The 15392-nt window shown below is 58.7% G+C and carries 14 protein-coding genes; 9 read left to right on the plus strand and 5 right to left on the minus strand.

Features of this window, described 5'->3' with window-relative positions:
- The first annotated feature begins 8 nt into the window (after positions 1-8).
- Positions 9-836, plus strand: a complete 828-nt coding sequence (locus tag AEP_RS06545; protein ID WP_087494642.1) for a DUF6671 family protein — start codon at positions 9-11, stop codon at positions 834-836.
- 77 nt (positions 837-913) lie between these two features.
- A complete protein-coding gene (locus AEP_RS21250) occupies positions 914-1444 on the plus strand; it encodes a pilus assembly FimT family protein (RefSeq protein ID WP_087494643.1) in 531 nt (176 codons plus the stop codon).
- Between the two features lie 13 nt (positions 1445-1457).
- Here AEP_RS21250 and AEP_RS06555 read toward each other — a convergent pair whose 3' ends face one another.
- Together AEP_RS06555 and AEP_RS06560 are read right to left on the minus strand one after the other, a co-directional pair.
- Complete coding sequence (locus AEP_RS06555) at positions 1458-2630, minus strand: serine hydrolase domain-containing protein (protein WP_198301906.1); 1173 nt, start codon at positions 2628-2630, stop codon at positions 1458-1460.
- Between the two features lie 5 nt (positions 2631-2635).
- On the minus strand, positions 2636-3664 hold the full coding sequence (locus AEP_RS06560) for a methionine synthase (RefSeq protein ID WP_087494645.1): 1029 nt from the start codon (positions 3662-3664) through the stop codon (positions 2636-2638).
- Between the two features lie 334 nt (positions 3665-3998).
- Here AEP_RS06560 and AEP_RS06565 point away from each other — a divergent pair, with 334 nt between their 5' ends.
- The 5 genes from AEP_RS06565 to AEP_RS06585 all read left to right on the plus strand — a co-directional run bounded on the left by AEP_RS06565 (position 3999) and on the right by AEP_RS06585 (position 8499).
- Positions 3999-5033, plus strand: a complete 1035-nt coding sequence (locus AEP_RS06565; protein ID WP_087494646.1) for an amino acid ABC transporter substrate-binding protein — start codon at positions 3999-4001, stop codon at positions 5031-5033.
- Positions 5034-5149: 116 nt separating this feature from the next.
- Complete coding sequence (locus tag AEP_RS06570; protein WP_087494647.1) at positions 5150-6325, plus strand: amino acid ABC transporter permease; 1176 nt, start codon at positions 5150-5152, stop codon at positions 6323-6325.
- Between the two features lie 9 nt (positions 6326-6334).
- Positions 6335-7438: an amino acid ABC transporter permease gene (locus tag AEP_RS06575; protein ID WP_087494648.1), complete on the plus strand. Its 1104-nt coding sequence runs from the start codon at positions 6335-6337 to the stop codon at positions 7436-7438.
- Positions 7439-7447: 9 nt separating this feature from the next.
- Positions 7448-8191: an amino acid ABC transporter ATP-binding protein gene (locus AEP_RS06580; protein ID WP_087494649.1), complete on the plus strand. Its 744-nt coding sequence runs from the start codon at positions 7448-7450 to the stop codon at positions 8189-8191.
- A gap of 5 nt (positions 8192-8196) precedes the next feature.
- The gene (locus tag AEP_RS06585; protein ID WP_087494650.1) at positions 8197-8499 is read left to right on the plus strand and encodes a hypothetical protein; all 303 of its coding nucleotides are present in this window, start codon (positions 8197-8199) and stop codon (positions 8497-8499) included.
- A 1-nt stretch (position 8500) separates the two neighbouring features.
- Here AEP_RS06585 and AEP_RS06590 read toward each other — a convergent pair whose 3' ends face one another.
- On the minus strand, positions 8501-9226 hold the full coding sequence (locus AEP_RS06590; protein WP_232459949.1) for a M14 family murein peptide amidase A: 726 nt from the start codon (positions 9224-9226) through the stop codon (positions 8501-8503).
- Positions 9227-9427: 201 nt separating this feature from the next.
- Here AEP_RS06590 and AEP_RS06595 point away from each other — a divergent pair, with 201 nt between their 5' ends.
- A complete protein-coding gene (locus AEP_RS06595) occupies positions 9428-9946 on the plus strand; it encodes a flavin reductase family protein (protein WP_087494652.1) in 519 nt (172 codons plus the stop codon).
- A gap of 5 nt (positions 9947-9951) precedes the next feature.
- The gene (locus AEP_RS06600; protein WP_087494653.1) at positions 9952-11289 is read left to right on the plus strand and encodes a TAXI family TRAP transporter solute-binding subunit; all 1338 of its coding nucleotides are present in this window, start codon (positions 9952-9954) and stop codon (positions 11287-11289) included.
- Here AEP_RS06600 and AEP_RS06605 read toward each other — a convergent pair.
- Positions 11279-13672 carry a DUF1631 family protein gene (locus tag AEP_RS06605; protein ID WP_087494654.1) on the minus strand — a complete coding sequence of 798 codons (2394 nt, stop codon included), beginning with the start codon at positions 13670-13672 and terminating at the stop codon, positions 11279-11281. The two genes, AEP_RS06600 and AEP_RS06605, sit on opposite strands and share 11 nt — an antisense overlap.
- A 25-nt stretch (positions 13673-13697) precedes the next feature.
- Positions 13698-15359: an energy-dependent translational throttle protein EttA gene (gene ettA, locus AEP_RS06610; protein WP_087494655.1), complete on the minus strand. Its 1662-nt coding sequence runs from the start codon at positions 15357-15359 to the stop codon at positions 13698-13700.
- Positions 15360-15392 lie beyond the last annotated feature (33 nt).

Genomic DNA, 15392 nt, shown 5'->3' on the forward strand with positions numbered 1-15392 from the left:
TCTGATAGATGGCTGACAATCGGGCCTCCATGCATGCCATCGCACTCCTGACGCAACATGGCAAACAAAGCGCCGTAGAAGGCCCGCTTCAAGAAGCGGGCTTTTCTGTGTCCACGATTTCCGGCTTTGATACCGACAGGCTGGGCACCTTCACCGGCACCGTGGCTCGCAAAGGCACCCAAGTGGATGCAGCGGCCAGCAAGGCCAAACTGGCCACTGAACTCAGTGGATGGCGATTCGGGCTGGGCAGTGAGGGCAGCTTTGGCCCGGACCCCTATACCGGGATGATCCCTTGGGGGCGTGAAGTGCTTGCTTTTTGGGATGCCCCCGCCCAACGCTTGATCTGTGCCGCGGTACAAGGCCATGAAACCAATTACCGACAAATCACCGTGCAAGACTGGAATGACGCCGCCGATTTTGCGAGCGCTATCGGCTTTCCAGCCCATGGCCTGATCATCGGGAAGCCGGGGCAAACAGGTTTCGACAAGGACTGCAAGGACTTAGCTGCCTTGGAAGACCAAGTGCAACTGGCCTTACAGGGCGGGCCCGTTGAGCTGGAGACTGATATGCGGGCGCACCGGAACCCCACTCGGATGCGCATGATCAGACGGTGCGCAGAGCGGCTATCTCATCGCCTGCGCAGCAACTGCCCTGATTGCGCAAGCTACGGCTTTGGCGAAGAGTCGCCCATAGCCGGAGCGCCCTGTGAGTCCTGTGGGCTGCCGACCCACGCGATCATGGCCAAAAACATTCGCTGTGATGTGTGTGGACACTCACAACGTGTGGACCTGGTCCAAAGCGTTCCCGCCTCACGATGCAACTACTGCAACCCCTAGAAAGTCATGCCAAACGCTATGGTTTTTATAGCTGCCCGCGCAGCCGGAACGGGCGCTGTATGCCTAAAATGTGCTGCATGACAAGCAACAAATTGGCAAACCGGGGGTTCACGCTCATCGAATTGGTGATGGTCATCGCCATCCTCGGTGTGCTGGCGGCTGTAGCGGTGCCCAAGTTCATCAACCTCGGCACCGATGCGCGTGTAGCCACGCTCAATGGCTTGTTGGGTGCTGTAAGAACCACCATGGAAACTGTGAAGGTCACCTCTGCCTTGCGCGGCACCACAGCGGTGGCAGACCCGGCACTGAAGTTTCTGGACATGCAAGGCAGCAGCATCCGCCTCTGGAATGGCTACCCCGACCGGTGGTGGGACGGCATCGGCATGACGCTGCAAGGAGCACCGACCATCTCCGGTGGGGGCTACCTTTCCACCGCACCGATTGTGTTCAACAAGTTCACGTTTTACGGTTACAGCAACAGCACCATCCCCAATGGCGATGCCGGTTGGGTGCTGACCGATGCCCCTACCCCCGCCAACTGTTCGTTGGCCTACAACTACAACGGCAGCGGCGAGCCACAGCTCATCCTGCGCACCACGGGCTGCTGAACGCCGACGCCAGTCAATCGTTCAGCGCGGCGTAGACCAGATTGCGGAACAACGGGCGGTACCAGCTGCGTTGATTAGGAGCCTGGGTTAGCAAGATGGCAAACAAATCTTTCGCCGGGTCCACAAAAAACACGGTGCCGGAAATACCGCTCCAGTAGTACATGCCTTTGCTGCCCAGCTGGGTACCCAACCCCTCTTCGAGGCGCACCGCAAACCCCAAGCCGAAACCATGTCCGGGGGGAAGCAGTTCTGCCGCGCGGCCACTGCGATTGACCGGAATGTCGCCCAGATGGTCAGAGGTCATCAGCCGTACCGAGGCGGGGCTGAGAATGCGTGCACCGTTCAAGGTGCCGCCATTCAACATGCACTGCAAAAAGCGTGCGTAGTCGGCTGCCGTGGAGCCCAAACCTGCGCCGCCCGCTTGCATGGGGGTGGTCTTGCGCAAGTCCATCAGGGGCATGGGTACGCCACCGTCCGGGTCATGAGCAAAGGGCTCGGCAATGCGGTGATGCTTGTCGGGGGGGACTACAAATGCGGTATCCACCATGCCCAAGGGCCCGAGGATGTGCGCTTGCAGATAGTCCCCCAAGGCCATCCCGGTCACGCGTTCCAACAGGGCACCAAGCAGGTCTGTCGCGCGGCTGTATTGCCAGATGCTGCCGGGCTCGTAGCGGTAAGGAATCGCGGACAGGGCTTGCGAGAAACCAGTGTTGCTCAGCATGCGGGTGCCCAAGCCGGCTTGGGCGTAGCGCTGCTGGATAGGGTCGTCGCCCAGAATCTCGTAGGTCAGACCGGAGGTGTGGCGCAACAGGTCTTGCACCGTGGGCGGCCGGGCCGGGGGCCGCGTCTGCCGGGCCGTTTCATCCTCTGCCACCCGCACATCGGCAAACTCGCTCAAGTGCTGGCCTACCGGGTCACTCAGCAACAGTTGGCCGCGCTCCAGCAATTGCATGATCGCCACTGACACCAGTGGCTTGGTCATGGAGTAGATGCGGAAGATGCTGTCCAAGGCCATGGGCGTGCCGTCCGCCGGGTTCTGCTGCCCGATGGCAGAGTGCAACACGGTCTGGCCATGGCGTGCAACCAAGGCTACTGCGCCGGGTAAACGCCCTTTGTCCACATCCGCTTGCAGCACTTGCTCCAGGTTCCGCAGAGCAGGCGCATGAAAACCCGGAGAGAGAGTCATACCACTCATGCACCGGCCCCGTAACGCTCGCGTGCCAGGGCCGCGCCTTTGGCCAAGGCTTCGAGCTTTCGGGTGGCAACCTCACGGCTCATGGGCGCCAAGCCACAGTTGGTACAGGGGAAGATGCGATTGCGTGGCACGTGTTGCAAAGCGATGCCGATGGTGTCCGCCACCTGCTCAGGCGTTTCAATCACGTCACTGGCTACGTCGATTACACCGACCATGACGTCTTTGTCCTTGAGCAGTGCCATCAAGTCCGGCGGTACATGCGAGTGGTAGCACTCCAGGCTCACTTGCTGGATGCTGCTGGCCGCCAGTGCCGGAAACACCTGCGCGTATTGCCGCCATTCGCCACCCAGCGTCTCTTTCCAGTCGGTATTGGCCTTGATGCCATAGCCATAACAAATATGCACGGCGGTGGTGCAAGTGAGACCTTTGGCGGCGACTTCCAGTGCTTGCACACCCCAGTCCGCGGCGTCCTGCATGTACACATTGAACGCCGGCTCATCGAACTGGATGATGTCCACCCCATCAGCCTGCAGGGCCCGCGCTTCCTGATTCAGCAACTCCGCAAACGCAAACGCCATGGTCTTTCGGTCGCCATAAAAACGGTCGGCCACGGTGTCCACAATCGTCAGAGGTCCGGGCAAGGTGAACTTGAGTTTCTTTTTGGTGTGGGCTCTTGCGAGTTGAGCTTCAAAGGCATGCACGCGGCCTTTGAGCCTCAATGCAGCAACAACCTGAGGCACCATGGCGTCATACCGGTTGTTACGGATGCCCATCTTGACTTTGTTTTCAAAGTCGATGCCGTCAACCTGCTCCAGAAAACCGTGGACAAAATGCTGCCGGCTTTGCTCACCGTCGCCCACCACATCCAAGCCTGCATCTTCCTGGGCTTTGATCCACAACAGGGTGGCATCCGCCTTGGCTTGCTGCAGCTCAGGGCCGGCAAGCTTCCATTGCGGCCAGAGTTTTTCAGTCTCAGACAGCCATGAGGGCTTGGGCAAGCTGCCGGCGATTGCGGTTTCGAACATGGGAAGTCTCCTTGGTCTTGTGGGTCTGGGACCACACCTTATCGCAAGGCCGGCGCCGGGCTGCCGCTCAGGTGACAAAGCCCCCAATCCCATACCCCGCCGTCAGTATTACTTAGGGGTGATCACATTTCTGTTTCGGTGGCACGCTTTCTGCTTCATTCGCACGACTTGCAGAGAGGTGGGCGGCGAATTAGGTTATTACTTTTCCGCATACCTTTCGATGGTAAACCCCGATGAGAGCGAAGGCTCCTGAGGCTACAGTTCAGCCTCAGAATCGGGGAGCAGACACCAGTCTGGTGCATCCTGCTGATTCAATTCTTTGGAGTAATGATTTATGAGCATGAAGAAACTGAAAACACTGGCAGCCGTGGTTGCCGCTTTGGGTGCTGTCGTTGCAGCGCCTGCCCACGCTGGCAAAACATTGGACGCCGTCAAGGCCCGTGGCCAAGTGGTTTGCGGTGTGAACACTGGTCTGGCAGGTTTCGGTGCTGCTGATTCCAACGGCAAGTGGACGGGTCTGGACGTGGACGTGTGCCGCGCTGTGGCTGCTGCAGTGCTGGGCGATGGCGAAAAGGTGAAGTACGTTCCCCTGAACGCACAAGCCCGTTTCACCGCTCTGCAATCCGGCGAAATCGACGTGCTGTCCCGCAACACCACTTTCACTCTGACCCGTGACGCCTCCTTGGGCCTGTCCCAAACCGCCGTGACTTACTACGACGGCCAAGGCTTCATGGTTCCTGTGAAGAGCAAGCTCAAGAGCGCCAAACAGCTCAAGGGCCAGACCGTGTGCGTGCAATCCGGCACTACGACCGAAAAGAACCTGACCGACTACTCCAAGGCCAACGCCCTGAACATCAAACCTATCGTGTTTGAAAAGCTCGAAGCGGCTGAAGGCGCTTACTTCTCCGGCCGTTGCGTGGCTTACACCACAGACGCTTCCGGCTTGGCCTCTACCCGTAACAAGGTTGCCAAGAACCCCGCTGACCACATGATCCTGCCAGAGCTGATCTCCAAAGAACCTTTGGGCCCAATGGTTCGCCGCGGTGATGACGAGTGGACTGCCATCGTGAAGTGGACTGTGTACGGTCTGTTGGAAGCTGAAGAGGCAGGCGTGACTTCCGCTAATGTCGACGACCTCAAAGCCAACAGCAAAGACCCCGTGATCGGCCGTCTGCTGGGTTCCACTGAAGACACCGGCAAGCTGCTGGGCTTGGACAAGGAATGGCTCGCACGCGCTGTGAAGACTACCGGCAACTACGGTGAAATCTTCGAACGCAATGTGGGCCCCAAGTCTCCCCTGCAATTGCCACGTGGCTTGAACAACCTGTGGAGCAAGGGCGGCGTGCAATACGCTCCCCCAGTCCGTTAATGGCGGTTAGCGCAGCGCTGTAATCCGGCACTGCGCACCAGAAAAGGGCAGCCGCACACACCATGCGCTGCCCTTTTCAATTGATGAGCGTTCTTCAAGTGAAACCAAGGGCTGATATGTCCACACCCTCCTCCCCTCCTAAAAAGTCCTGGTCCTGGCGCAGTCAGGCATTCCGTGGACTCCTGTACCAGATCGTTGCCATCGTGGTGGTCTTGTTGGCAGTGCTCTATCTGGCACACAACACCACCACCAACATGAAGTTGCGTGGCATCCAAAGTGGTTTTGATTTCCTGACGGGTCCTGCCGGCTTCGACATCGGTGAAAGCTTCTTTACCTTTGATTCCGGCGAGTCCTACTGGCGCGCCTACCTGGTGGGCTTTGTGAACACGCTACGGGTAGCGGTTGTCGGCATCGTGCTGACCACTTTGCTGGGCACCTTGATCGGCGTAGGCCGTTTTTCGCGCAATGCCCTGATCCGCGGTCTGTGTTCGGCGTATGTCGAGTTTTTCCGCAACATCCCCGTTCTGCTGCAATTGCTGATGTGGTACCTGATGTTCACGGAAGTGCTGCCTGCGTCCAATGAGCCACTGGTATTGGGTCCCTTCTTCCTGAGCAAGGGCGGTCTGAACTTCCCTATCCCAGAGTGGGCTACAGGCCATGTCTGGGGTGCTTGGGGATTGTTGGCGGGTGTGATTGGTGCCGTTTTGTACCGTTCGTACGCCAAGAAGTCGTTTGAGCAAACCGGTCGTGTAAAGAGCATGTTCTGGACGCCACTGGCCATTGTGCTGGGCGCGGGCATTCTGGGTTGGTTGCTGGGTGGTGCACCAACTGTACTGAACATGCCGGTGCAGGGCGAGTTCGCCATTGAGAACGGCGGAGCCTTGACGCCTGAGTACCTCTCCGTATTGCTGGGCTTGACCATTTACACCGCAGCCTTCGTGTCCGAAGTGGTTCGTGGCGGTATCCAATCCGTAGCACTGGGCCAATCCGAGGCAGCAGCAGCTATCGGCCTGAGTCGTGGGCAAACCATGCGCCTGGTGATGTTGCCGCAAGCCCTGCGCGTGATCATTCCGCCCGTGACCAACCAGTACCTGAACCTGACCAAGAACTCTTCTTTGGCAGTGGCCATCGGTTACCCGGATGTGGTGTCGATTGCCAATACGGCTATCAACCAGACGGGCCGCGCCGTGGAGTGCATTGCCATCATCATGCTGGTGTACCTGAGCACGTCGCTGTTCACGTCGATCACGATGAATTGGTACAACACCCGCTCTGCCATCAAAGAACGTTAAGAGACGCACATGAGCGCAACTACATTCAAACCTATCGAAGCACGCCCGGCGCCGGTCAAGACCGACGGCTTGGTAGCGTGGATTCGCTTCAATTTGTTCGGCGACTGGAAGACCACGCTGGGCACCCTGGTCATCGGGGCCTTCCTGCTGGCTATCGTCCCGCGCTTCTTGAACTGGGCACTGGTTCAGGCGGTGTGGGTGCCCAACTTCGAGGCCTGCCACGTCGAAGGCGCTGGTGCCTGCTGGGGTGTGATCGTGGAAAAATTCCGCATCATCATCTTTGGCCGCTTCCCCTTCGAAGAGCAATGGCGCCCGCTGATCGCCACCCTGCTGTTGTGCAGCCTGCTGGTGGCAAGCTGCATGCGCATGTTCTGGAAAGCATGGCTGGGCCTGGCCTGGGTCGTGGTCCTGGGCAGCTTCTTCATGCTAATGTCCGGCGGTGTGTTCGGCATGAGCAAGGTCGATACAGACCGCTGGGGTGGCCTGCCCTTGACGCTGTTGCTATCCTCCTTGTCCATGGCCATGGCCTTCCCGCTGGCTTTGTTGATAGCCCTGGGGCGCCGCTCCAACCTGCCTGCCATCAAGAGCCTGTGCACTATCTATGTGGAACTGATCCGTGGCGTGCCGCTGATCTCGGTGCTGTTCATGGCGTCCTTCATGTTCCCGCTGCTGATGCCCCAGGGCTTCAACATCGACGTGCTGGTTCGCGTACTGGCGGGTATCACCCTGTTTGCAGCGGCCTACATGGCCGAGGTGATTCGCGGCGGCTTGCAGGCGGTGCCCAAAGGGCAAATTGAAGCTGCCGCCACACTGGGCCTGTCGTACTGGCAGACACAACGCAAGATCGTGTTGCCGCAAGCCCTGTCCATGGTGGTGCCCGGCATCATGAACAACTTCATCTCGACCTTCAAGGACACTTCACTGGTGACCATTGTGAGTTTGTATGAGCTGACAGGCTCCATGAGCCTGGCCCTGAACTCGGATGCCGACTGGCGCCCCTACAAGATCGAAGGCTACCTCTTCATCGCCCTGATTTACTTCGGATTTTGCTTCTCCATGTCGCGCTACAGCCTCTGGATCGAAAAGCAAGTCAACAAGAGCAAACTCCGCTAAGGAACGAATATGTCTGAACCCATCATCACCTTCAACAAAGTCAACAAGTGGTACGGCAACAATTTCCACGTACTGCGCGATATTGACCTGACCGTCACCAAAGGCGAACGTATCGTGGTTTGCGGCCCCTCCGGCTCCGGCAAGTCCACCATGATCCGCTGCATCAACCGCCTCGAAGAACACCAGCAAGGCAACTTGATCGTGGACGGCGTGGAACTCACCGACGACGTGAAAGCCATCGACGACGTGCGCAAGAAAGTCGGCATGGTGTTCCAGCAGTTCAACCTTTTCCCGCACCTCACCGTGCTGGAAAACCTGACGCTGTCCCCCATGTGGGTCGGCAAAATGCCGAAGAAAGAAGCCGAAGAAAAGGCCATGATCCAGTTGGAGCGTGTGCGCATCGCCAACCAGGCCAACAAGTACCCGCTGCAACTCTCCGGTGGTCAGCAGCAGCGTGTGGCTATCGCCCGTGCGCTATGCCTGAAGCCGAAGATCATGCTGTTCGATGAGCCGACTTCGGCCCTGGACCCGGAGATGATCAAGGAAGTGCTGGACGTTATGATTGAGATGGCCAGCCAGGGCATCACCATGATCTGTGTGACCCACGAAATGGGCTTTGCGAAAGCCGTGGCCGACCGTGTGATCTTTATGGACCAGGGCCAGATCGTGGAGCAGAACACGCCTCACGAGTTCTTCAACAACCCGCAAAACGAGCGCAGCCGCGACTTCTTGTCCAAGATTCTGGGCCACTAAGCCGCATGAAGTTAGCCGCCAGCCCTGCACAAGACCAGCTCCAGGCGTTTCAGGACGCCTTGGAGAGCTTCCGGGCGGGCGGGCTCACTGCCCATGCCTTGTCTGATTTGGCACGCGGCCAGAGCGCATTGCTCGCCGCGCTGCCCGAGAAGTTTTCTGAAGTGCTGCACCAGCTGATGGACAGGTTGGAATCCAGCGCCCTCTTCAGTGAAGAAAGTTGCTCTTTCAGTCAGCGTGACCTGATAGACAGCCTCCAAATGTGGGCGGACGAAGCCTCGCTTCGAATTTCCGGCAGCGCAAGCGTCTGAATCAGGGTACGGTGGCAGAAGCTGACGGACCCAGGCGGTCGTTGGTCCAGCGCAGCAAATCCATCCACATCTGACGGACTTCTGCATCCTGCGGCAAGCGACCCGCACTGGGCAGCTCAATGGTGACCACCGGAATACGCCGGTGTACCCCTGCATAGTTACCCAGCGAGCCGGGGAAGATTCCCACCTGATCCAGGTATAAGCGACCCAACTTGCTGGGCGGCACCGAAGGACCATCAAAGTCCAGCACGCCATAGGGTGCATGTACGCTGACGATCAAGTTCGGTTTGAAGTTATCCATCTGCTCCAGCAAGAAACGGGACTCAGGTTCGGACACCGGTTTGTTGCCCGGCCACCGACGTGGATCGCGCTTGGTACGTTGCTCCCAATAGACCTTGGCATCACGCGCCCAGTTCGGCGTGGGGAAATTGCGGTTCAAGTCCACACCATTTCCGTTGGTACGACGCGCCGGCTTCGCAAACAATCCATCCGGATTCAGGCTGGGAATGAAACGCCAGTGGATGTTGAGCGGCGAGTCTGAGGGCGGTGTCATCGCCAACCCCAGCCAGTGATAGACCAGAGAGGTAGACGACATTTCGTCGCCGTGGATTCCCCCAATCACCAACACCTTGAAATTCGCATCCGTGGAGCCGACATCACGCCCCCAAATGACCCGCCCCTGCCCCGATCGGGCCTTGAGGTCCTGCAATGCAGCAGATTCACACATTGCCGGCGTCACACTTGGTATCTTCGAAGCGTAATCCGCACAAGCCCTCGCGGAATCGGCGCGAGCAGCTACTGAAACGATAGCAATGGCCAGACAGGCAAAAAGGCTTTTGAACATGCAGTCCATTGTAAAGGTCGCATGTGGCGAAGGTTTTGCTGCCCGCGCAGAGGGCCAGGGCGCAAAGCGCGGTAAATTCCAAGAATGAACCCACCCTCCCGCGCTCGCAGCGCGCTGCCCCCCGATTTCTCCAGCCAGCAGTTCCGCCAAGCGCTGGGCATGTTTGCCACCGGGGTCACCATCGTCACCGCGCAGGCGGCCGATGGCACCTTGGTCGGTTTAACTGCCAATTCGTTCAACTCCGTCTCTCTCACTCCGCCCTTGGTGCTCTGGAGCTTGTCGCAAAAGGCGGGCTCCATGGAAGCATTCAGCCGCGGCGCCCACTACGCCATCAATATTCTGGCTGCAGACCAGCAAGCGTTGGCGACCCAGTTCGCGACCAAAGACATCGACCGCTACGCTGGCGTCGGCTTTACACGTGGCACTAATGGCGCGCCTTTGCTGGATGGAGCGGTGGCGCATTTTGAATGTTTCAATCGCAGCCAATACGAGGAAGGTGACCATGTGATCTTTGTCGGCGAGGTGGAGCGCTGCAGCCACCGGAGCGGCGCATCGCCCTTGCTCTACCATGGTGGCAAGTTCTACGCTGAGCACCCGCTATAGCCACCATGTCACTGCATCTGCCCCGCCCCGTCAAAGCTGCCCTTCTCGCATTCTGGGATCTCTTTACCTCTGCGAGCCCCTTGCTGTTTGCAGGTGCCGGGCTGATTTGGCTGGCCTATTGGTGGTTGGACCCCATGCCTCCCAAGCACCTGACGCTGGTGACCGGTCCGGAGCAAAGCGCGTATGCGGAGATGGGCGAGCAATATGCCAAGTTGCTTCGCCAACAAGGCATCACGGTGGACCTGGTGAAAACAGAAGGGTCTGCGGACAACCTACGCAAACTTCAAGCAGGAGAAGCTGATGCCGGTTTCGTGCAAGGCGGCAGCGCCAGCGTGCCTCAGGATGAAGATGCGGAAGAGTTGCTCACCTTGGGAAACCTGTTTGTCGAGCCGATCTGGCTCTTCTACCGCAGCAGTGCAGCGACAGCCATCAGCGAAACCGGGCATCTGAACTCCTTGAATCAGTTGGCGACATTGCGCCTCAATGCCGGCACCGCAGGCAGTGGCGTACCGCCCCTGATGGATGCACTGATGGACATGCACCGCATGGACCCCAAGAAAGCCCGCTTGAGCCATTTGGAGCAAACACCAGCCACTATCCAATTGTTGCAAGGCAAGTTGGACGCAGTGGTTTTCGCCTCGGCGCCCCAAGCCCCCATGGTGCAAATGTTGCTGCAAACCCCGGGTATCCGGTTGATGGATTTTCCGCAGAACGAGGCCTATGCACGGCGACTACCCTTCATCACACCTGTGACCCTGCCCCGTGGCGTGGTGGATTTGGCACGCAATGTGCCATCCCAGGACGTACACCTGATTGCCACCACCACCAGCATGTTGGTACGGGATGGACTACATCCAGGCCTGCGCCAGCTGTTGGCCCAAGCTGCGGTGCAGACGCACGGCCAATCGGGTTGGTTCAATCGGGCCCGGGAGTTCCCCAACGCATCACATAGTGAGTTTGCGCTGGCGCCTGAAGCCGAGCGGACCCTGAAGAACGGCATCCCGACCCTGCAACGCTACATACCATTCACTCTTGCAAATCTGGTGGAGCGCATGTGGTTGGCCTTGGGCATCATCATTGCCGTTTTGCTGCCCTTGGGAAAAATCGCTCCCCCTTTGTATGCCTACCGAGTACGTTCCCGAGTCTTCCGCTGGTATGGCCAACTACGCGACATCGAGAGCCGCTTCGAGGCATCCCCCGGCTCCGCAGCTGATTTGATCGCTGAACTGGCTGAGATCGAATCCAAGGTCGAAAAAGTGATTCTTCCGCTGTCTTACGCAGATGAGCTGTACGCGCTGCGCAACCACATCGGCTTGGTGCGCCAACGACTGGCTACAGCGTAGAGTCCACGCTGTTTTTCATGGCCTGCTGGGCTACGGCATCCAACGCGCCGTCGACCACGGGCTGTGCCGAAATCACACGCAGCTGACCCGCCGCCACCAGTTTGTCGTGGGTTCGGCGTGTCATGGACTGGGTCGAACCAGCTGCACTCGTAAACAGGAACAAGGTACCGTGCGGGCTCGCCCAGGTGAGCTGGGTGCGCACCCATTCGCCATTGGTGTGCAATTCGACCCACGAGCCCAGCGGCAATCCCCCGGCTCCCGGTCCGGATGCCACCGGTGGCACCACGGGCGACAAAATGGTGGTAGCAGCCGTTGTTGTAGGAGGTGCCTCGTCCGGAATATCCAGAAAATTGGAGTCTTGTGCTTCCGATGGTGCCACCCAAGGGTTTCCGTCCTCCACAGGGCGGTTGCGCGCGGGCGTCGCTGCAGCGGCCTTGGGAGCTGCCGTTTCCACCTTGACTGCAGCGGCAGTAGCCTCTTTGTGCACAGCCCTGAAAGCAGCTTGGTGCAAGCCCATGAGTGCTTCCAGGAAAGCACTGGTTTTGGTGGCAGGGTACTGGACAGTCTCCAGTCCGTCGCGCAAAGTGCTGAGCAGCAAAGGTACCAGCTTGGTGAGCTTGGCAATATTCTTGTGGGCCAGATCCGGGTGGGTACTCCACAACAGGGCAGAAATCAGCGCTTGGTACTTGTCAGCCGCCGCAGAACCGGCGCCTCCAGAGAGGCGCGCTTGCGCCACCACCTGTGCCCATGGACCGCACAAAAATGCCAGCACTACATCAGGCACCTTGGCCGCGTCAGGATGGGAGTCGATTTCGCGGGCAATTTTCTCGGCCAGCAAGTTGCGTTGCTCAGCTTTCTCCAGGGCCTTGACCGCTTGTGTACGGGCTTGGGCCTGCTTGGCTGCTTCTTCATTCCACATTGCCTGCAGTTCATGCAAGGCATCTGCAAACATTTCCGGGCCCTCCGGCTGTGCGTTGGCCAAAGGTGCGATGGCCTCACGTACCTCATCGAGGAAAGCCAGAAAACCCGGGCTCTGCACATTGGCGTAGGCCAAGCTGCGGTGGGTCACCTCTTGAACCAGCATACGCGCTGCGTGGTGCTTGTCGGTAAACAAGCGGGCATCCACCAACGCCAAGCGCATCAGCGCCGGCTCCAGCTCACGAATCAATGCCTGAACCGGTTCCAGAAGACGGGGATCCCTGGCGATGTTGTCTACCATCAGGTTCACCACCTCCAGGCTCAACGCCTGTGCGACACCGCTGGCACTGCGCCTGATGTCTTCGCGTACGGCTTGCAGCCCTTGCAAGCCCGCTGCAGGAGCAACGCCGCCACGTCGCTGCTCCAGTCGTTGCACGACACGGTCTACTTGCTTCATCTCGGTCAGCGCTTCGAAGGCCGCCGGCACCGTGGATGCGAAATCTGAGTGACTCTCTGCAACCGGTCCGCCGTAGCCGCCGGGAGACTCGAACTGACGTGCAAACTGTTGCGCGAAAGCGGCCACACGATGCGGCGTCCCCAGCTGATCGAGCTCGCCGGCCAGCAATTTACGCAGGCGATCCAAGGTCAAAAGTGCCGGGTCCGTCACCGGCTTCGGCGCCCGCAACTCTCGGGCGATCAGGGCCTCACGCTCCGCACTGCCTGGAGCGCTATATCGCGATGTTTCTGAAAACGGAGCCGGTGCTGCAGCTTCACGCCCCCTACCCCCGCTAGGCGTACCAGACGCAGAGGGCGCAGGCGTGACGGCATATCCTGCAGCGACTACGCCTTGTGTCTTCAATTGAGAAGCAAGGCTGGAATACAGCACTTTGAGCTCAGCACCCAAGGCAATACCCATCACGGTCAGCCAATCCAACCGCATGGCAGCGGGTGCAGGCGTGCGCTCTACCGTATTGCGCAGCGCAGTGATGTAAGCCTCAGGGCGCAATGGGTTGCGCTCCGGGCGTACGGTTTGCAGACCCAAGGTAGCGCAAATCAGGGTGTTGAGCTCCGCCAGACTGGCCTCTGCTGCCAACATGGCCATTTGTTGGGCCCGCGCCATGTTGACGCTCTCTTGCACTTGCACCTCATCCATCAACTCGAGTTGATCGAACTGGACTTCAGCAATTGATGGCATCGCCGCCTTGATGGCCTCGGACGGGCGTGTGAACTGCTCCAAAAGCGCAGGGCCATAGCCCTCGCGCAAGGTTTGTTCGTGTTGGTAAAGCTGCTTGAGAGACTCCGCATGCACATCGCGCTCACGAAAATCCCGAGAAGCACTCTCGCGAGCTTGCAAGTCACGACGCAAAGAGGCAATCAGCTTGCCCATGATGGCGTTACCACCCGCCGCGGCGTCTTTGACAGTCGCCTGGTAAAGAGACGCGTAACGCGGGTTGATATCTTGCATGGGGCTTTCTTGCCTCGCCGGCGGTTTACTTCAGGGCTTTATAACGCACGCGCTTGGGTTTGGCACCCTCTTCGCCCAGACGCTTCTTCTTGTCGGCTTCGTACTCTTGGTAGTTGCCATCAAAGAAGGTCCACTGGCTGTCACCTTCGGCAGCGAGGATGTGAGTCGCGATACGGTCCAGGAACCAGCGATCGTGAGAAATCACCAGCATGGTCCCGGCGAATTCGAGCAGCGCATCTTCCAGGGCACGCAGGGTTTCCACGTCCAGATCGTTGGACGGTTCATCCAGCATCAGCACATTGCCGCCTGCGATCAAAGTCTTTGCCAAGTGCAACCGACCTCGCTCACCACCTGACAACATGCCCACTTTCTTCTGCTGGTCGCCGCCGTTGAAGTTGAATCGACCGCAATAGGCGCGGCTGGCCATCTGGAACTTGCCCACGTTCAGGATGTCGAGGCCACCGGAAACATCTTCCCAGACGGTCTTGTCATCCGACAATGCGTCCCGGTGCTGGTCGACAAATGCCATCTTGACCGTAGAGCCGATAACGACTTCACCCGAGTCCGGCTTTTCACGGCCTGCGATCAGCTTGAACAATGTCGATTTACCGGCGCCGTTGGGGCCGATGATGCCGACAATCGCGCCGGCAGGGATGTTGAAGCTCAGGTTGTCGATCAGCACGCGGTCGCCAAAAGACTTGCTCACGCCCTTGAACTCAATCACTTGGCTACCCAAGCGGTCCGCCACGGGAATAAAGATCTCGTTGGTCTCGTTGCGCTTCTGGTATTCGTAGTCACTCAATTCTTCAAAGCGGGCCAGACGGGCCTTGCTTTTCGCTTGGCGGGCCTTGGGGTTCTGACGGGACCACTCCAATTCCTTCTTCAAGGCTTTGGCACGGGCTTCTTCGCCTTTTTGTTCGGCTTCCAGGCGGGCGCCCTTTTGGGTCAGCCAATCGGAATAGTTGCCCTTGTATGGAATGCCGGAGCCACGGTCCAATTCCAAAATCCACTCCGCCGCGTTGTCCAGGAAGTAGCGATCGTGGGTAATAGCGACCACTGTGCCGGAATAGCGTTGCAGAAACTGCTCCAACCAGTCCACCGATTCGGCGTCCAAGTGGTTGGTGGGTTCGTCGAGCAGCAACATGTCAGGCTTGGAGAGCAACAGCCGGCACAGAGCCACGCGGCGCTTTTCACCGCCGGACAGGACGCCGATGTTGGCATCCCATGGGGGCAGACGCAGGGCGTCAGCAGCAATTTCCAATTGATGCTCAGAGTCCGTGCCAGCGGTTGCGATGATGGCTTCGAGCTCGGCCTGTTCAGCGGCCAATGCGTCAAAGTCGGCGTCTTCCGCACCGTAAGCCGCATACACCTCTTCAAGGCGGGCTTTGGCAGAAAACACCTTGCCCATGCCGCTTTCGACAGCTTCACGCACAGTGTGGCTCGGATCGAGTTGGGGTTCCTGGGGCAGATAACCGATATTCAAGCCGGCCATGGGAATGGCTTCGCCCTCAATTTCCTTGTCCACACCCGCCATGATCTTGAGCAGGGTGGATTTGCCGGAACCGTTAGTACCCAAGACGCCGATCTTGGCACCGGGAAAAAAGGAAAGGGAGATGTCTTTAAGAATGTGCCGCTTGGGGGGCACGATCTTGCCGACGCGGTTCATGGAGAAAACGTATTGGGCCATTGCGATTCTGGTTATTCAGCGGTAAAACCATAT

Source organism: Curvibacter sp. AEP1-3 (genome assembly GCF_002163715.1).
Lineage (GTDB): Bacteria > Pseudomonadota > Gammaproteobacteria > Burkholderiales > Burkholderiaceae_C > Allorhodoferax.